Origin of the sequence: Muribacter muris (assembly GCF_001038205.1) — a bacterium.
GTDB lineage: Bacteria > Pseudomonadota > Gammaproteobacteria > Enterobacterales > Pasteurellaceae > Muribacter > Muribacter muris.
This window is the reverse complement of record NZ_JWIZ01000031.1, coordinates 17540-36667: the sequence shown is the minus strand read 5'-3', so window position 1 is coordinate 36667 and position 19128 is coordinate 17540. Positions and strand designations below refer to the sequence as shown.

Annotated in this window: 14 protein-coding genes and 1 pseudogene; 4 read left to right on the top strand and 11 right to left on the bottom strand. The window is 48.0% G+C overall.

Features of this window, described 5'->3' with window-relative positions:
• Positions 1–45: 45 nt before the first annotated feature.
• The 11 genes from RO21_RS05900 to lptF all read right to left on the bottom strand — a co-directional run bounded on the left by RO21_RS05900 (position 46) and on the right by lptF (position 14454).
• Positions 46–1203 (bottom strand): chorismate mutase, encoded by a 1158-nt coding sequence (locus RO21_RS05900; protein ID WP_047976873.1) that lies wholly within the window; start codon positions 1201–1203, stop codon positions 46–48.
• A 92-nt stretch (positions 1204–1295) separates the two neighbouring features.
• Complete coding sequence (prlC, locus tag RO21_RS05895) at positions 1296–3329, bottom strand: oligopeptidase A (RefSeq protein WP_047976872.1); 2034 nt, start codon at positions 3327–3329, stop codon at positions 1296–1298.
• Between the two features lie 71 nt (positions 3330–3400).
• Entirely contained in the window at positions 3401–4558 is a 1158-nt protein-coding gene (locus RO21_RS05890; protein WP_047976871.1) for an N-acetylmuramoyl-L-alanine amidase, read from the bottom strand.
• A gap of 23 nt (positions 4559–4581) precedes the next feature.
• Positions 4582–5061, bottom strand: a complete 480-nt coding sequence (gene tsaE / locus RO21_RS05885; RefSeq protein WP_047976870.1) for a tRNA (adenosine(37)-N6)-threonylcarbamoyltransferase complex ATPase subunit type 1 TsaE — start codon at positions 5059–5061, stop codon at positions 4582–4584.
• Between the two features lie 2 nt (positions 5062–5063).
• Entirely contained in the window at positions 5064–5612 is a 549-nt protein-coding gene (orn, locus tag RO21_RS05880) for an oligoribonuclease (protein ID WP_047976869.1), read from the bottom strand.
• Positions 5613–5616: 4 nt separating this feature from the next.
• On the bottom strand, positions 5617–6117 hold the full coding sequence (coaD, locus tag RO21_RS05875) for a pantetheine-phosphate adenylyltransferase (RefSeq protein ID WP_047976868.1): 501 nt from the start codon (positions 6115–6117) through the stop codon (positions 5617–5619).
• Positions 6083–7399, bottom strand: coding sequence for a lipid IV(A) 3-deoxy-D-manno-octulosonic acid transferase (waaA, locus tag RO21_RS05870; protein WP_047976867.1), 1317 nt, complete (start codon positions 7397–7399; stop codon positions 6083–6085). Before waaA ends, coaD begins: the two co-directional genes overlap by 35 nt.
• The gene (locus RO21_RS05865) at positions 7396–8649 is read right to left on the bottom strand and encodes an O-antigen ligase family protein (RefSeq protein ID WP_047976866.1); all 1254 of its coding nucleotides are present in this window, start codon (positions 8647–8649) and stop codon (positions 7396–7398) included. Before RO21_RS05865 ends, waaA begins: the two co-directional genes overlap by 4 nt.
• A 14-nt stretch (positions 8650–8663) precedes the next feature.
• On the bottom strand, positions 8664–12140 hold the full coding sequence (gene dnaE / locus RO21_RS05860; RefSeq protein WP_047976865.1) for a DNA polymerase III subunit alpha: 3477 nt from the start codon (positions 12138–12140) through the stop codon (positions 8664–8666).
• Between the two features lie 142 nt (positions 12141–12282).
• Positions 12283–13356 (bottom strand): LPS export ABC transporter permease LptG, encoded by a 1074-nt coding sequence (gene lptG / locus RO21_RS05855; RefSeq protein WP_047976864.1) that lies wholly within the window; start codon positions 13354–13356, stop codon positions 12283–12285.
• Complete coding sequence (lptF, locus tag RO21_RS05850; RefSeq protein WP_047976863.1) at positions 13357–14454, bottom strand: LPS export ABC transporter permease LptF; 1098 nt, start codon at positions 14452–14454, stop codon at positions 13357–13359.
• Between the two features lie 265 nt (positions 14455–14719).
• Between lptF and RO21_RS05845 the strand changes: the two genes are divergently transcribed.
• The 4 genes and pseudogenes from RO21_RS05845 (at position 14720) to RO21_RS05830 (ending at position 18966) form a co-directional block, all read left to right on the top strand.
• Positions 14720–16216, top strand: coding sequence for a leucyl aminopeptidase (locus RO21_RS05845; protein WP_047976862.1), 1497 nt, complete (start codon positions 14720–14722; stop codon positions 16214–16216).
• A gap of 344 nt (positions 16217–16560) precedes the next feature.
• On the top strand, positions 16561–17004 hold the full coding sequence (locus RO21_RS05840) for a nuclear transport factor 2 family protein (RefSeq protein WP_047976861.1): 444 nt from the start codon (positions 16561–16563) through the stop codon (positions 17002–17004).
• A 26-nt stretch (positions 17005–17030) separates the two neighbouring features.
• Positions 17031–17690, top strand: a complete 660-nt coding sequence (locus RO21_RS05835) for an NAD(P)-dependent oxidoreductase (RefSeq protein ID WP_047976860.1) — start codon at positions 17031–17033, stop codon at positions 17688–17690.
• A gap of 109 nt (positions 17691–17799) precedes the next feature.
• Positions 17800–18966: pseudogene (locus RO21_RS05830) on the top strand (multidrug effflux MFS transporter).
• The last annotated feature ends 162 nt before the right edge of the window (positions 18967–19128 follow it).

The window sequence follows — 19128 nt, the reverse complement described above, 5'->3', positions numbered from 1 at the left end:
AGTACAGCCCCTAAAAAAATGCCGACACCCTGTCGGCACGTCCGTTTATAATTTAACCGGTTCGATAATCTCGCTTGGGTAGCAACCAAGCACTTTGGTATAACTGGTTACCGCTTTAAGATCGGCTAATGCCTGCTGTGTATTGGCGCAGTGGATATTCGCTTCCAGCTCGACATAAAACATTTCCTCCCACGGTTTGCCGTAAATCGGGCGGGATTCCAATTTCACCATTCGGATACCGTGGGTTTTAAACACCATTAACGCATCAACTAATGCACCGGCTTGTTGAGTGGTGGTCATTAACAGCAACGTTTTCGTCTGCACCTGCGGCGATACCTTTACTTGCTGCTTAGCCACCACAATAAAACGGGTAATGTTGTTTTCTTGGTTGGCAATATCGCTCGCTAAAACGCTTAATCCGTATAACTGCCCGCCGTCTTGATTGCCTAAAGCGACACAATTCGGTTTATTGAGGCGGGCAACCATCTGCATTGCGTGGGAACTGCTTTCACAATAGCGGATATGCACTTTATCTAAACCGTGAATAAATTGGCTGCATTGGGAAGCGGGCTGCGGGTGGGTGTAGATCGTGTCAATCTCCGTCAAAGCGACATTTTCCACCCCCAGCACGCAATGTTTAATCGGGTATGCCAACTCACCAACCAGAGAGAGCTCCGTGTGTTGTAGCAGATCGTACACTTCATTGATCGAACCGGACGTAGTATTTTCCAACGGTAACACGCCGTAATCCGCTTCACCGTTTTTGACTTTGTCAAACACATCGTCAAAGGAAACACAGCTTAATTCCGTAACCGATTGCGGATACTGTTTCACAAATTGGCGGGCGGCAAGGTGGGAGTAAGAGCCACGCATTCCCAAAAAGGCGACACTGACGCATTGCTCTTTCATTTGGTTGAGTTTATTTTGCAAATAATTCTGCTGGGTTAATACCGAGTCTTCGATAATACGTTGAAATATTTGCGTGATATAGTCGGGATCAAGCTGATAGTTTTCCGCCTCGGCAAAATTCACCAATTCTTGCAACAGTTGCTTTTCACGTGCCACATCACGCAGCGGTTTTTGGCTGATTTCCTTGCTGCGCACCACATCAAACGCCAAACGATGACGCTCGGATAACAGTTTCAATAAATGGCGATCCAACTGGGTAATCCGTTGGCGAATATCGGTAAGATCCAATGACATCACACTTCCTCAATCATAATCAATGTACCAAATTCTAACGATTTAGGCAGGAAAAGAAAAGCAAAACGAGAGCCGAAGCCCCCGTTTTCAAGCTAATTGGCAATGCCTTTGTGCCTTAACAGCGCATCAAGGGTCGGCTTCCGCCCACGGAAACGTTCAAACAGCACCATTGGCTCTTCCGAACCGCCACGGGTGAGAATATGATCAAGAAACGCTTGTCCGACCGTACGACTGAAAATGCCCTCTTCTTCAAAGCGGGCGTAGGCATCTGCCGACAAAACTTCCGCCCACAAATAGCTATAATAGCCCGCCGCATAACCGCCAGCAAAAATATGGCTAAAGCTATGGGGCGTGCGTACCCAATCCGGCGTTTTAATCAGGGCAACCTGTGATTTAACCGCTTGGAGCGTATCCAATACGATATTCGCTTTTGGGGCTGCCAAATGTAAACGGAGATCAAACAGCCCAAACTCTAATTGGCGTAATACAAACATCGCCGCTTGATAGTTTTTCGCTTTCAATAATTGTGTTAATTTCGCTTTCGGCAACGGTTCGCCCGTCTCATAATGACCGGAAATAAAGGCAAGCGCCTCTTCTTCCCAGCACCAATTTTCAAGGAATTGGCTCGGTAATTCCACTGCGTCCCACGGCACACCATTAATGCCCGCCACATCGCCGACCTCAATTTCGGTCAGCATATGGTGAATGCCGTGTCCAAATTCGTGGAACAAAGTCGTAACTTCATCGTGGGTAAACAGTGCCGGTTTATCGCCGAGCGGCTTGTTGAAATTACAGGTTAAATAGGCAACCGGTTTTTGTAATGTGCCGTCCGCCAAGCGTTTTTGGTTGATACAGTCGTCCATCCACGCCCCGCCACGCTTATGTTCACGGGCGTATAAATCAAGGTAGAACGAGCCGCGCAAGCGGTCGGTTTCATCAAAAATAGTGAAAAAACGCACATCATCGTGGTAGCTGTCGAATTCGCTTTGTTCAACCACCCGCATTCCGAAAATTCGCTTAATCAACTCAAATAAGCCCGAAAGTACCCGATCTTCCGGAAAATAGGGGCGAAGTTCCTCATCGTTGATCGCATAGAGTGCCTGTTTTTGCTTTTCGCTATAAAACGCAATATCCCAAGGTGCTAATTCACTGACGCCATAGTTTTTTTCGGCAAATTCACGCAACGCCGCCAGCTCTTTTTCCCCTTGTGCTTTAGAACGGTTGGCTAAATCTTCTAAGAAATCAATCACTTGTTTTGGGCTTTCCGCCATTTTTGTCGCAAGGGAATAGTCCGCATAGGTTTCAAAACCGAGTAATTGCGCCAGCTCTAACCGCAGCGCTAAGGTTTCCGCCATAATTGCCGAGTTGTCCCATTTACCGGCGTTTTCACCTTGATCGGAAGCCCTTGTATTAAACGCTTGGTACATTTTTTCTCGGAGCGAGCGGTTTTCGCAATAGGTCATCACCGGCAAATAGCTTGGAAATTCAAGGGTAAAACGGTAGCCGTTTTTGTCTTTGCTTTGCGCGGATAATTTAGCGGCTTCCAACGCCGATTCCGACAAGCCGGCAAGATCGGCTTCGTTATCGATTACGATTTCCCAGCCCATTGTCGCATCTAGCACGTTATTACTAAATTGCGCACTCAGTTCAGACAAACGCATTGAGATCTCACCGTAACGCTGCTGTTTTTCCGGCGACAACGAAATGCCCGATAATTCAAAATCCCGCAGGCTGTTTTCAACCGCTTTTTTCTGGGCAATCGAGTAATGTTCAAATGCCGGACTGTTTTTCAGCTTAAGGTAGCCTTGGTATAAGCCCTGATGTTGCCCCGCCCAAGTGCTGTATTCAGACAATAACGGCAAGCAGGCTTGGTAGGCTTCACGCAATTCAGGGCTGTTTTTCACCGCATTTAAATGTCCGACTGGCGACCACGCCCGAGAGAGCCGATCACCCGCCATTGCTTGTGGCAGATAAAAATTTTCCCAGGTCGGTTCGGCAATTTGCGCCACTTGTTCAATGGTTTGGCGACATTGTTGCAATAATTCACGCACGGCAGGTTCAATATGTTCAGGCTTGATTTGTGAAAAACGGGGTAAACACGTTGCATTGAGAAGTGGATTTGTCATTGTTGTTCCTTTAGTGATTTGCAAAAAATGGACGAAAACGCACCGCTTGCCACGCAAGGGTGCGAACGAGGTTATTTTAACTTCAGTTTTTTCCCCACGACAATTTTGTTATCTTTGATATTGTTGAGCTTGCTGAGTTTTTCAGGGCTGGTTTTGTACATTCTGGCAATCGAATAGAGGGTTTCGTCCTGCTTTACTATGTGGAAAGCTGCGTTCGGATCGACACTTTTTGCGTTATCCGCTTTCGGATTATCCGCTGTGGCTTTTGCCGATTTCCCCTGTGTCATCGGTGTTTGTTTCTGCTTGCTCTCTTTTGGCTCGCTTTTTTCTTTGCCTTTTGCCACCGATGACTCTTTTTTGTCCGTTTTAGGCGCATTTTTCGCCATATCTGCCAGCACGTTTTTGACGCTGTCCGCTTGCGGTCCGTTTTTCGCCGCTTTATAGGCAACCTTGCGGCTCAACGCAGGGTGAGCATTGCGGTAAGCGACTAAGCCGTTATAAATCGCCCTTGCAATCTGGCGGCGGTAAGCGGCGGTCGCCAATTTTTGTTCTTCCACCGCATTGGATAGAAAGCCCGTTTCCACCAAAATAGACGGAATATCCGGCGAACGCAATACACTCAAACTGGCGTGCTGTGGCGAGCTTTTCACCAACGGTGTAATATTGCTCAACTTGCCCAGCACAGCTTTACCGAGTTCATAGCCGGAACGCTGTGCGTGGGAAAATTGTAAATCCAGCACGGTTTGGTTGAGATAACGTTCGTTGGTATGCGCCAGCACCGAGCCTGCCCCGCCGAGTAGTTCCGATTGTTTTTCGTGATCTTCCAACCATTTCCCCAATTCATCGTTTGCACGGCGGTTGGATAATACCCACACAGATGCCCCTTTTAAATTTTCGGAACTCGGCGATGAATCGGCGTGAATGGAGATGAGAAAATTCGCCCGATTTTTGCGGGCGATCTCCGTTCGGTTCGGTAAAGGGATAAAATAGTCCCGATTACGGGTCATCACGGCTTTAAAATTCGGATCGGCATCCAGCATTCCTTTTAATTCACGGGCGATTGCCAACGTAACATCTTTCTCTTTTACGCCGAGTGTTTTGCCGATTGCGCCCGGATCTTTGCCGCCGTGTCCGGCGTCAATTGCCACCACGGTGCGTGCCGCAACCGATACACTTAAGCATAAGCCGATGACGGCGGTTTGTAGATAAGTTAAGCATTTATTTTTCATTTCAAATCATCAAGCGGTCTGATTTATGACATTTTTTGTAAAAGTTGGCGAGCTGCTTCACTTTGCGGGTAAAGATGCAATTTGCGTCCTTGCTCGGCGTAATCAATTTGAATCACCAAATCGGCAGCGGGAATTACCCCTTCCCCGCGGCTCGCCCATTCCAATAAACAGAGAGTTTGCGGGCGAAAATAGTCCCGAATTCCCATAAACTCCAGTTCTTCCGGATCGGCAAGCCGATATAAATCAAAGTGATAGAGGTGAAACGGCGGCAGGGCGTACTCCTCAACCAAGGTATAGGTCGGGCTTTTGACATTCCCCTGATGCCCAAATGCCTTGACAATACTGCGGGTAAAGGTGGTTTTGCCCGCCCCGAGTTCACCGTTAAGATAAATCACAAAAGCGGCGTTTGCATCGCCCGCTAAATAGGATTGCAAATAGCGGGCAAAGTTCTGCCCAAACTGCAACATTTCCGTTTCATCGGCAAAATAAAAAGTCGGCTGCATTATTAATCCAAATTGATAAAATGGGTGCGATAGAATTTTAATTCTTCGATCGACTCTTTAATATCGTCTAATGCCAAATGGCTGTTTTTCTTGCTGAATTGTTCGAGCATTGCCGGTTTCCAACGGCTTGCCAGCTCTTTCAGGGTGCTGACGTCCAAATGGCGATAGTGAAAATAGTCCGCCAATTCGGGCATATAGCGGTATAAAAAGCGTTTATCTTGCGCCACGCTGTTACCGCAAATCGGTGAAGCGCCTTTCGGCACCCATTGTTTAAGAAAATCAAGGGTTTGTAATTCTGCCGCCCGTTCGTTCAATTTGCTCTGCTTAACCCGCTCGACCAAGCCGTTTTCCGTGTGGGTTTTCACACACCATTCGCTCATTTTTGCCAATAGTGTGTCAGGCTGATGCACGGCAAGTACCGGCCCTTCGGCTAAAATAGTGAGATCTTTATCGGTAACAATTGTCGCAATTTCAATAATGCGTTCTTTTTCCGGATCTAGCCCCGTCATTTCAAGGTCGATCCAAATCAGGTTTTGGCTATCTTTTTTCATCTTTTTATCCATTTTGCACATTATTTTGACTAACCGACCGCGTGATCGACTCGCACACTGCGTCCGGCACAAAAGGCGTGATGTCGCCGTGATGGCGGTAAATTTCCCTCACCATTGTCGAGGAGAGATAACGCCACTGCACTGACGGCGGGAAAAATAGGGTTTCAAGCGAACCGGACAGTTTATGATTAAGCTGCGCCAGTTGGATTTCATAGTCAATGTCATCGCTGCCCCTAATCCCTCGAATTAAGCTGACCGCCCCTAGCTCGCGGGCAAAATCCGCCAATAAGCCGCTAAAGCCCCGCACTTCCACATTGGCTAAATGCGCCGTGCTTTTTTGCACCAATTCCACCCGCTGCGATAAGCTAAACAGCGGATTTTTACTCGGATTATGGGCAACGGCGACAATGAGCCGGTCAAATAACGCTGCGGCACGCTGAATAATGTCTAAATGCCCGTGGGTAATCGGGTCAAATGTGCCGGCGTAAATCACTTTTTTCTGCATTTTCTTTCTCAATATAGGGAGCTAATAGGGTTAAATGGCGTTTGAGCGAGCCTTGATTTTCTTTCAGCACTTCAAACCCCGCCCGACTGATTTTTTGCCCTTTTTGCGGACAATCCAGCAAATCGCTCACCGCTTGGACTAACGCATCAACACGGCTTTCAATTTCAATAAAACCGTTCACATTGCGTAATTTGGTGAACACTTCCGGAAAATTAAAGGTATGTACTCCCGAAATCACCGGCAGCTCAAAGGCGATCGGTTCAAGGGGGTTATGCCCACCGTGCTTCACTAAACTGCCGCCGACAAACGCAATTTGCGCTAGACCGTAGAGTAACATCATTTCGCCCATTGTATCCCCCAATAAAACGTGGGTATCTGCCATTAAAGGGTAATGACGTGAACGTTTTACATAGCGAATGCCTGTTTTTTTGATTAAGGCTTCCACTTGTTCAAAGCGTTCCGGGTGGCGCGGCACAAGGATCAGCACCAAATCGGGATAGCGTTGCAGCAGTTGCTGATGGGCGTCCAAAATCATCTTCTCTTCGCCCTCGTGAGTGCTGCCGGCGATCCATACCGCACGCTTGGTCAGCCCTAGCATTTCAGCAGTATTAGACACTTTTTGGCGTAAATGATCGCTGATTTCAAGGTCAAATTTCAGATTACCCGTATTGACGAGCCGTTCGGGCGGAAAACCCAGTTCAAGATAGCGATCAGCACTGACTTTATCCTGCGCCAAAATCAAGCGGATTTCACCCAGCATTGCCTTAATCGTTGAATGTACCCAACCGTAACGGCGTGCCGAGCGTGGCGACAAGCGGGCATTGGCAATCACAAAAGGAATACGGTGCAGGTGCATTTGGTGGATTAAATTCGGCCACAGCTCCGTTTCAATCACAATAAAGAGTGTCGGCTCGACAAAACCTAAAAAACGCTTGATCGCATCAGGCAGATCATAGGGCAGATAAAAATGCGAAACCGTCTTACCGAACGCCGCCTCCACCCGTGCCGAACCTGTCGGGGTAACCGTTGTCATCGTAATCGGCAAGGTCGGGTAGGCGGTTTGAATTGCTTTAACCAACGGGGTGGCGGCAATCACCTCCCCCACGGACGCAGCGTGGATCACTATACCGTTCGCTTTCGGCTTTTGCATACCTTGATAGCAGCCGTAACGCTCTTGTAAACGACGGCGGTACGCCGGCAGCTTGCCGCCTCGTTTCCACATTAACAGCAAAATGATCGGCTGCACCAGATAGCTAAGCAGGGTATAAAGCAGGCGGATCATTCGATTTTCTCATCGTCAAGCGGTCGGATTGACGCATTTTTTTGCAAACCAAGCAACAGCACAACCACAAAGCCGTAAAACATCACTCCGGAATTGTGCGACAGAAAACTTTGGCTTAAACAATAGCCCATTATTGCCAGAATATGCACCATACCTAATACACCCCATAAACGGGCAAGCGATTGAGGTGCTGAACGCTTCATTCCTAGCCAGAACAGCCGTAACGGCACGAGGAAAATCGCCAAGAGAGCCGCTAAACCGAGCAAACCTCGTGCAGAGGCATCGTGCAAATATTGGTTATGGGCGTGGCCAAATTCCCCGGCAACTTTTGAAATTTGTTTTTGTTCTGCGTGTTGCTGACGCATTGTTTTCACACCTTGCAGCCCCCAGCCGAAAATCGGTTTTTCTTGAATACCCAACAATGCACTTTTCCACATATCGAAGCGTGCACCCAACGAGCTTGAACCGTTATTTTGCTCAATATATTGGGTAATATCGTTTCTCGCCTGCTGCCAACGCTGCTCGATCAAATGCCCGCCGAAACCGCCTGCCACTAATGCAATCAGTAGTAACAATGCAATCAACCATTTCGATAACAGTTTACGGTTAAACCACAAAATCACGGCTAAAATAAAAGGGGCGACCACCCAAGGTCCCCGCGATTGATTAAGCACGGCAGCCAAAATACCCAAACCGCAAGCAAGAATACTCAACCATAACCAAAAGTGCATTCGGCGTTGCTTGAAGAAAAATGCGGCGGTCAGACTAAACATCGCCAAGCTCATTATGATACCGCCCGACTGAATATACATATGTACCGGAAAAATATGCGGCATTCCCAACCCGAAAAATTGTACTACCGCCACCACGCCGGCACTCAATGTTGCCAGCACGATAGCATACAAAATCCAAAGCGGATTAGGTTTAAATCGGTAGCAGACCGCCAATAACGGCAGCACGAGTAACATTCGGCTCGGCAAATCCAACTCTTTGGCTTTACCCTGATGAATGAGCAAAGAGAGGACAAACAACAAAAAGTAGCCGATAAAGGCGATAATCAGCCCTTTATCACGCCTTTCCAACCGCCACGGTGTTTGCTTAACCCCTTGCACAATAACAGCGATCCCAATCAGACTGAGTAGCATCGGCAGGACGTTATAACTCCATTTAAAATGCAGGATCAGCAGAAAAAACAGACTGATACAAGCGGTCGAAAACAGCGAGATTTTTGCATCAAGGCGGCTAAACATTCGGGTATCCTTAATTATTCAAATTCCAGTTCAACGGCATTTTCGCCGAGTAAATTTTTCAGTTTGGTCAGCATTTCTTCTTTCGGGCTGACCCGCCATTCTACCCCGCCGCGCAGTAAGGCTCGCCCTTCGGGGCTTTGATAGTAGAAATGGAGCGGCAAAATGCCCTCTTTATAAGGCTCAATCAGTTCCGCCAAGGTTTTGATAAACTGCGGCGTAATCTGTTCTTGATTGATCGCCAGAGCCAAACTTTTTGCATAGCGGCTGCGGGCATCGTCTAAACTGATCAGCTCCCGTGCCGACATTTTTAACCCGCCGCTGAAATCATCATTTTGCACCGCACCGGTCGCAATAATAATCTGATCTTTTTGCAGCAGATCGCCGTAATTCTCCAACGCTTCGGAAAACAGGGTAATATCCAGCTTACCGGCACGATCCTCAATACTGGCGATACCGATCCGATTGCCCCGTTTGGTAACTGCGATGCGGGTCGCCATAATAATCCCTGCCACTGTGGTGGTTTGTCCTCGATAGGTTGGCTGCAATTCATTCAGCCGAGCCGGTGCATAATATGCCAGCTCTTTGAGGAAACGCCCGATCGGGTGTCCGCTTAAATATAAACCGAGTGTTGATTTTTCCCCCTCCAGCACCGCTTGTTCCGTCCATTTCGGCGTATTGGCATAGGCGCTTTGCACTTCTTCGGGCGTTTCCGTCAGCACGCCGAACATATCGCTTTGCCCCAGCGCTTCCATTTTGCTGTGTTGATCCGAGGCTTTGAGGGCATCTTCCAAGTTTTTCATCAGCGCAGCACGGTGCGGGCCCAGTTTATCAAATGCCCCCGCCATAATTAAGCCCTCAAAGGTGCGGCGATTGACTTTTTTCAGATCCACCCGCGCGGTTAAATCAAACAGATCTTTGAAAATCCCGCCTTTTTGACGGGCTTCTAAAATCGCATCGACCGGCCCTTCGCCCACGCCTTTAATCGCCCCCAAGCCGTACACAATCTCGCCTTTCTCATTCACGCTGAAACGGTGCTTACCGCTGTTAATATCGGGCGACACAACCGTCAGACCCATATTGATACACTCATCGTAAAAGCCGACAATTTTATCGGTATTATCCATCTCAGAGGTCATCACCGCCGCCATAAATTCCGCCGGATAATGCGCTTTCAGCCATAAGGTTTGGTAAGACACCAACGCATAGGCTGCCGAGTGGGATTTGTTAAAGCCGTAGCCGGCAAATTTTTCCACCAAGTCGAAGATTTTCATCGCCAGTTCGCCGTCCACACCGTTTTTTATCGCCCCGCTTTCAAAGGTGGAACGCTGCGCCGCCATCTCCTCAGGCTTTTTCTTCCCCATTGCCCGCCGCAGTAAATCCGCACCGCCAAGGGTATAACCCGCCAGCACTTGTGCAATCTGCATTACCTGCTCTTGATACAAGATAATGCCGTAGGTCGGCTCTAAAATCGGCTTGAGCGACTCGTGCTGATATTGTGCATCGGGGTAAGAGACTTCCTCCCGCCCGTGTTTACGGTCAATAAAGTTCTGCACCATTCCCGACTCCAACGGCCCCGGTCGGAAAAGCGCCACTAACGCAATAATATCCTCAAAACAGTCGGGTTTGAGACGTGAAATCAGATCCTTCATGCCCCGTGATTCCAGTTGGAACACCGCCGTGGTTTTCGCTTTCAGCAATAAATCGAAGGCTTTTTTATCGTCCAACGGAATGCTTTCAATCTGAATCGGTGGTTTGCCCTCTGTCGCAAGCCGTTGGTTAATCATTTCCAACGCCCATTTAATAATCGTGAGTGTTCGCAGCCCTAAGAAGTCGAATTTGACCAAGCCGGCATATTCCACATCGTTTTTATCAAAGTGAGTAACCGGGTGATGACCGTAGGCATCACAATAGAGCGGTGAAAAATCGGTGATCGCCGTAGGCGCAATCACGACCCCGCCGGCGTGCTTACCGGCGTTACGGGTTACCCCCTCCAATTTGCGAGCCATATCGATCAGGGCTTGTACTTCCTCATCGGCGTCATAAATTTCTTGTAGTTTCGGCTCAACGGCAAAGGCTTTGGCGAGCGTCATTCCCGGATCGGGCGGAATCAGTTTAGAAATGCGATCGACAAAGCTATACGGATGCCCCAGCACCCGCCCGACATCACGGATAACCGCTTTCGCCGCCATTGTACCGAAAGTGATAATTTGCGATACTGCTTGCCGCCCGTAGGTTTCGGAGACGTGCTCGATCACCCGATCCCGTCCGTCCATACAGAAATCGACGTCAAAATCGGGCATCGACACCCGTTCCGGATTAAGAAAACGCTCAAAAAGCAGATCAAAGGCAAGGGGATCAAGATCGGTAATTTTCAGTGCATACGCCACCAGTGAGCCGGCGCCCGACCCCCGCCCCGGCCCAACGGGAATATCGTTATCCTTCGACCATTGGATAAATTCCATCACGATCAAGAAGTAGCCGGGGAAGCCCATTTGGTTAATTACATCAAGTTCGACTTGCAATCTTTCGTCATAAACCGCCCGCTTGTCTGCCCGTTCCTGCGGATCAGGGAATAAAAATGCCAACCGCTCTTCCAAGCCTTCACGGGACTTTTGCACTAAAAACTCTTCGGTGGACAGTTCACCGGTCGGGAAATTGGGCAGGAAATACTCGCCCAGCCGAATGGTTACATTACAACGTTGAGCAATAAGCAAGGTATTTTCAATTGCCTGCGGAATATCGGCAAACAGCTCGACCATTTCCTGTTCCGAGCGGAAATATTGCTGCTCGGAATATCTTTTCGGGCGTTTCGGATCGTCAAGGGTAAAGCTATCGTGAATCGCCACCCGAATTTCGTGCGCCTCAAAATCGTCCGCCTGCAAAAACAGTACATCATTTACCGCCACCAACGGAATCGCAAATTTTTGCGAAAAGGCGACCGCTTGTTGAATATAACGTTCTTCGTCCGCTCGCCCCGTGCGGCACAATGAAAGGTAATAGTGTTGGGGAAAATGGGTTTGATAGAATGCCAGCAGTGCTTCGGCTTCCGCTTCGTTCTCTTTGAGTAACGCCTTGCCCACATCGCCGTTACGCCCGCCGGAAAGCAGGATAATGCCTTCGTTCAGCTCCGCCAGCCACGCTTTTTCAATTATCGGCACATCGACATAGCCCTGCTGGTAAGCCTTTGACAATAACAGGGTAATATTTTTGTAGCCGAGATTATTTTTCGCCAATAGGGTAAGCTCAAAGCGTTCCTCGCTCTCCGGCTCGGCACGCACCACCACATCCGCCCCGATAATCGGTTTAATCCCCGCCCCCAGTGCTTCGCCGTAAAAGCGTACCAGCCCGCAGAAATTGGTGAAGTCTGTCAATGCCATTGCCACCATTTCATTGGCGGCACAGGCTTTCACCAGCGGTTTGACTTTCGCCAAACCGTTGATCATTGAGAAATCGCTATGCACTTTTAAATGGACAAAACGGGGTTTAGACATTGATGTTCCTTGATATGAAAACGGATTTATGGGCAGACGCAGTAGCGTTCCCGCTATTTTATCGTGAGGGTGAAATAACACCGCCCTGCAATGTAACAATCATCAGTAATATTGCAAATATCTCGGCGTAACCAACCGCTTGCTAATCCCGCTTTTTAGTGAGTAGCCACCAAATAATCGTTAAGCAGAGTAGGCTTGGGATCAACGCTCCCACCGCCACCGGTAGCCACGATACAACCAGACTTAGATTACCAAACACGATATTGGCGACATAAAACACAAAGCCAGCGATAATGCCAATCACGATTTTTGCGCCCATTGTGCTGCTGCGTAACGGGCCGAAAATAAAGGAAATCGCCAGCAACATCATCACCGCCATTGAAACGGGCTGAAATACTTTTCGCCAAAAGGTGATTTCAAAGCGTTTCGGATCTTGCCCTGTGTCTTTCAAAAAGCCGACATAATCCGCCAAACCCGAGATAGAGAGCGATTCCGGCTTGAGCGATACAATCCCCAATTTACTCGGCGTAATGCTGGTTTGCCATTGCTGATCCGGCTCTTTGCCTTGGCTAATTGCCTGCTCGCCGACACGGGATTTTTCTACCTGCTGCAAAATCCAGCCTTGTGCCGCCGAATAGATCGCCCGTTCCGCTTTGGTGATCGCTTGTAAGGCTTTCTGTTCATCAAAATGGTAAATCATCACATTTTGCAAGTGTGTTTCGTCCTGAATGTGGCGAATATAGATGAAATCCTTGCCGTCCTTCGCCCAAAAACCGCCTTGGGTTGAGAGCATTGAACCGCCACTTTGGGCGATTGAGCGCATATTACGGGCAAACTGCTCCGTTTGCGGCACGCCCCACTCCCCGATTACCATTGTGAATACCACCAACGGAATGGCGGTTTTCATCACCGCTAACCCGATGCGGAAACGGGAGAAACCGGAGGCTTGCATCACCACTAATTCACTGCGGCTGGCAAGTGTGCCAAGCCCCATTAATGAGCCGAGCAGGGCGGCAATCGGGAAAAATGTTTCGACATCACGGGGAATGGTTAAAAAGGTATAGTACGCCGCCATTAAGCCGTCATAACTGCCTTTGCCGACATCACGAAACTCTTCGACAAATTTAATAATCGCCCCCAAGCCAACCAACATAAACAGGGTCAGCATAATGGCGGCAAGGATCGTTTTTCCGATATAACGTTCTAATACATTCATTTAGTTCTTCACCTTTTGGGCGTGAAAACGGTAACGCAGTGCGGACATCGCTTTGCTGTCCCAACTGTTCAGCACAATCCCGAGTAGCAAGAAAGCGAGCGACACCAACGGCATCCACAGCGTAGCATCGACTTTGCCCGATCCGCCCGCCGATTTGAGAGAGCTTTGCAACAGAAAATAAATTAAATACAGCAACAATGCCGGCAATAATTTGGCAAATCGCCCTTGGCGAGGGTTCACGCTGCTCATCGGCACAGCTAACAACGCCATCAGCGGTACGGCAAAAATCAAGGCAAAACGCCATTGCAATTCAGACTTCGCTTCGGGGAAATTATCCTGAATGAGCTTGTTGAAATCCGCCCGCTGCACCAATTTTTCATCGGTTTCTACATCTTGATAGCCTAAATAGGCACTGTAACGATCAAAGTGTGAAATGCGAAAATCCGCTGTCTGCGGCGTGCCTTCGTAGCGGGTGCTGTTGGTTAAATTGAGGCGTTGATCGCCGTTCGGCAAACCTTGCAGCTCGCCCGATTCGGCAAACACCACGGACGGTTTGTTTTTCTTCTGCTGATCCGGCTGGAACACATAAATATCGTTAATCCGATTATTTTCAATGTTATCAATAAATAAAACATAACCGCCCGCGGACATAAACTGCCCGGCTGACAGAGCAGCAAAACGGGGATTGGCTTTCGCCTCCGCCAACATTTCGCTCTGTTTATTGATCGCCCAAGGGGTCAGCCAAAATACGTTATAAACGGCAATCGCGGTCGTAAAAAGGGACAGAAACAGAGCGGACTTGACCAATAAGCTCTGCCCGACCCCGCAGGCTCGCATCACGGTAATTTCGCTTTCCGCATAAAAACGCCCAAGGGTCAGCAATAACGCAATAAAGAGCGACAACGGCAACATCAGTTGTGCCATTGTCGGCATTCCCAGCCCCAACAGACTCAAGACCAAATCGGTCGGCACTTTGCCACTCACCGCCGAACTGAGTACCCGCACTAATTGTTGGCAGAAGAAAATCACCAACAAAATAAATAAGATAGCAATTTGGCTTTTAAAAATCTCTTTGGTTAAATATCGACTTAAAATCACAATCCACTCTCGTTTTGCAAATTATTACTTGCAATTTTTTATTAACAGGGTAGCTTAACGCCAAGTTGCAAGCGGTCGGTTTGGGCAAACTATTTGCAATCCATTTATGCCAAATGACATATCAGCACGCTACATTGATGAGCTTTCCGCCTCATTGTTTGCCATCTTTGAGTTTGGCATTATGTTGAAAACAGTTTGCCCGAGCCGACCGCTTGCAAAAGCGTAATCATACCCTTTTACACAGAAAAAATCACGGGAGGATTTTATGGAATTTCGTTTAGCCGATTTGGCACTTGCCAACCTAGCGAGCGACTGTTTAGTCGTGGGCGTCTACGAAGACAATCAACTCACGGCAGCCGCCGCGCAGTTGGACACCCTCAGCCAAGGCTACCTCACCAACCTGCTAAAAACCGGCGATCTCACCGGCAAATTAGGGCAAAGCCTGTTATTACACAATGTGCCGAACGTGGCGGCAACTCGTGTATTACTCCTCAGCTGCGGTAAACCAGCACCGTTAAGCGATCGCCAATATAAACAAATTGTGCAAAAAATGGCGCAAACGCTCGGCGACATCAATGTTAATCACGCAGTCTGTGCCTTAACGGAATTAACCGTGCAACATCGCACATCCTATTGGAACGTGCGGTTTGCAATTGAAGCGGTGCAGGAAAGCCAATACCGCTACGATGAATTTAAACGCCAAAAAGCCCCTAACCCTACGCTGACAACGCTCCATTTTGCCTGCGATACCGAACAACAACCGCTGGTTGAAAAAGCCATTTTGGAAGGGCAAGCGGTCGCTTACGGGGTAAAATGTGCAAAAGATGTGGCAAACTGCCCGCCGAATGTCTGTAACCCGAAATACCTCAGCGAACTGGCGGTCGCACTCGGCAAACGTTATGCCAATATCACCACCAACGTGATTGACGAAAAAGAGATGGCAGCCCTCGGTATGCACAGCTATCTTGCCGTATCGCGCGGCTCGGCAAATCCGGCGTTTATGTCTGTCATCGAATACAAAAACCACCCGAACCCGTCCGCCAAACCGATTGTGCTGGTCGGCAAAGGGCTGACCTTCGACTCCGGCGGTATCTCCATTAAGCCGTCGGAAGCAATGGACGAGATGAAATACGATATGGGCGGTGCAGCGTCCGTCTATGGCACAATGCAAGCCATCGCCCAACTCAATTTACCGCTTAATGTCATCGGCGTGTTAGCCGGCTGCGAAAATATGCCGGACGGCAATGCCTACCGACCGGGCGATATTCTCACCACAATGTCAGGCTTAACCGTGGAAGTGCTGAATACTGATGCCGAAGGGCGTTTAGTGCTGTGCGATGTACTCACTTATGTTAAACGCTTCAACCCTGAAGTAGTGATTGACATCGCCACCCTTACCGGTGCGTGCATCGTCGCATTAGGCCACCACACTAGCGGCTTGCTTTCCACGGATAATCAGATTGCCGACCAGCTATTGCAAGCAGCAGAAAAAGCAGACGATCACACTTGGCGTTTACCGCTTGGCGAAGAATACCAAGAAATGCTGAAATCCAACTTTGCCGATCTCGCCAACATCGGCGGGCGTTTCGGCGGGGCGATTACCGCAGGGCAATTCCTCTCCAACTTCACCCAAGACTACCCGTGGGCGCACCTTGATATTGCCGGTACAGCGTGGAAATCCGGTGCCGCCAAAGGCGCAACCGGCCGCCCCGTGCCTCTACTGACGCAGTTTTTGATCGATAAAGTCGCACAGCCTGAATAATGAAGCACAAGCGGTGCGTTTGATAGAAAAACTTGCGATATGATGTCGTTACGCAAAATTGCACCTTTACTTATAGCGAAGGACGCCAAGTTGGCGTCCGTTTATCTCTTCTACTGAAATCATCTAGCCGTTAATGAACGCATCTGTACCTCAATCCCGACAATGACATTGAAATAGCCATTACATCAGCGCATACAAAAACAGTGCTTCAACTATCCCCCTCATTTCCCACCATTTGTTTCAAAAAATGAAACAATGTTATTCAAAAACTGCGGTTTATCTCTATTTTTATTTCATTATAATACCAACTCATAATGAACAACGAAAATTAAGGAAACGACAAAATGAAAAAATCACTTTTAACTGCTATTGCACTTTTCACTTCTTTCTCGGCAGTTGCTGCCACTACGCCGGAGCAAAATAAAGCGGCAGCGTTGGCATTTTACGAAATGGCATTCAACCAACACAAAGTCAAAGAAGCTACGGAAAAATATGTTGGCAAAGAATACTTGCAACATAACCCAACTGTTGCAGATGGCGGACAGGCATTTATTGATGCATTCGTTCCATTTTTAAAAGCACACCCAAAATCCAAAGCAGAAATCAAGCGTGTAATGGCTGACGGTGATTTGGTAATGTTGCACGTTCACAGCACAATGGACGAAAACGATAAAGGCGAGGCGGTCGTGGATATTTTCCGTTTTGATGAAAACGGTAAAATCGTGGAACACTGGGACGTGATCCAAGCCGTGCCGGAAAAAACTGAAAGCGGTCGTTCAATGTTTTAATCATCAATAATTAAGAGGAATTAAAGATGAAAAAAATCGCAGTAATCGGTGCAACTGGCTATGTTGGGGCAGCAGTCGTGAAAGAGCTTGCTGATCGTGGTCATCAAGTAGTTGGTTTTGCACGTAATGTAGATAAAGTACTCAAAGCAAACAACGTACAAGCGGTCGCTTTTGATGTAGAAAATGCAAAATTTGCCGAACAATTAGCAGGGTTTGACGCAGTTGTGAGTGCTTTCAACCCCGGTTGGCATAACCCAAATATCGGTGCAGATTTCACGCGCGGTGCAAACGCTATTCTAGAAGCAGCGAAAACAGCAGCAATACCTTACCTATTAGTTGTAGGTGGTGCAGGTAGTTTATACGTAGCGCCTAATTTACAAGTTATCGACACACCCGATTTCCCAAAAGAAATCTATGATGGCGCTAATGCAGCCCGCCATTTATTAAATGACTTGCGTGATCGCCGTGATGTAAACTGGGCGTTTATTTCTCCACCAGCGTGTTTAGGTGAAGAGAGTGGATTTAGCGAAGAACGTTTAGGCTCTTACCGCTTAGGTGGTGAAGAGTTATTAATGAATGGTGATGAACCTGCGGGAATTTCAGTGGCAGACTTAGCCATTGCTATTGCCGATGATGTTGAACAAAAAGCTCACTTATTCCAACGTTTTACGGTTGCGGCAAAATAACCTACTATACGACTTACAAGCGGTTTGAATTTTGTAATATATTGCAAATTTCCGACCGCTTGTTTTTTTCAACAATAATGTTGCCTTTTAATTTTTAATAACGACTATGATGACTAAAGCAAACTCTAAATTTTTCTTAGCACTATTGCTCGGCATACTCTCGGCATTCGGCCCTTTTGTCGTCGATCTCTACCTTCCGTCTCTACCACAGCTTGCAGAATTTTTCCATACCACAACATCAATGACCCAACTTACGCTGACCACTGCGATGATCGGATTGGCAGTCGGGCAACTTTTACTCGGACCTATCAGCGATAAATTCGGGCGGAAGAAACCGCTGATTTTATCGCTGTTAGTTTATATCGCAAGCACCATTGCGATCGTTTTTTCACCCAATATTGAAACAATGATTGCTTTAAGGATCGTGCAGGGATTATCGTCGGCAGGCAGTGTGGTGATTTCCCGTGCGATAGTTACCGATCTTTATCGTGGGCGAGAAATGACCCGCTTTTTCGGCTTACTAATGACAATTAACGGGCTTGCGCCGATTATCTCCCCCATTTTAGGCAGCCTACTGTTGGAATACATCAATTGGAAAGGGATTTTTATTTTCCTCACCTTCATTGGCGTGGTTGTTACCCTGTTCAGCCTGCGTCTGTGCGAGAGCTTGGCAGAAGAAAAACGCTTGCAAGGCTCGGTACTGTCCGTATTCGGCTCATTCGGTAAAATCATTAAAAACCGCCTGTTTATGCACTATGTCGGGATCGAAACGTTCCTATTTGGTGCGATGTTTGCCTATATCGCCGCCTCCCCCTTTATCTTGCAAAGTATTTACGGTTTATCGTCAATGGCATTCAGCCTCTGCTTTGGTGCAAATGGTGCTGCATTAGTTATTGGCTCCAATCTTGGCAGTAAATTGGCGAACCGCACGGCGCTCGGCGTGGGCGTACTCGGCTTCGTAACCGCAGTCCTCTATACCGCAGTGGTTTTGCTTATCTAGCCACACTGGTTTTTAGTGGAACTCGGTTTCTTCTTGATGTTACTGCTGACCGGTTTACCGTTACCGGCAATTTCATCTCTGGCAATGGAGAGTGAAAGGGAACACGCCGGAGCAGCATCTGCGCTGCTCGGCTTTGCACCGTTCTTTTTGGGCGGTATTGTTTCGCCACTGGTCGGCATTGGGAATATTTTCTACTCTTCCGCGGTAGTCATATCGGCTTGTGCGCTATTAGCACTGCGGCTCTACCTTAGCGTTAAAAATAAAGTTGAAAACTAAATAGCAAGCGGTCGGTTTGACGACATTTTTTGGCATATCTAGCAGATTCACAAAATACCATTTTGAGCAAACGGTAGGGACGCAATGCTTGCGTCCGTTTAAGAAAATCTCAATATTATATAGCCGTTGCACAAAGTCGTTTTTTGTTCTCTTGTAGGGACA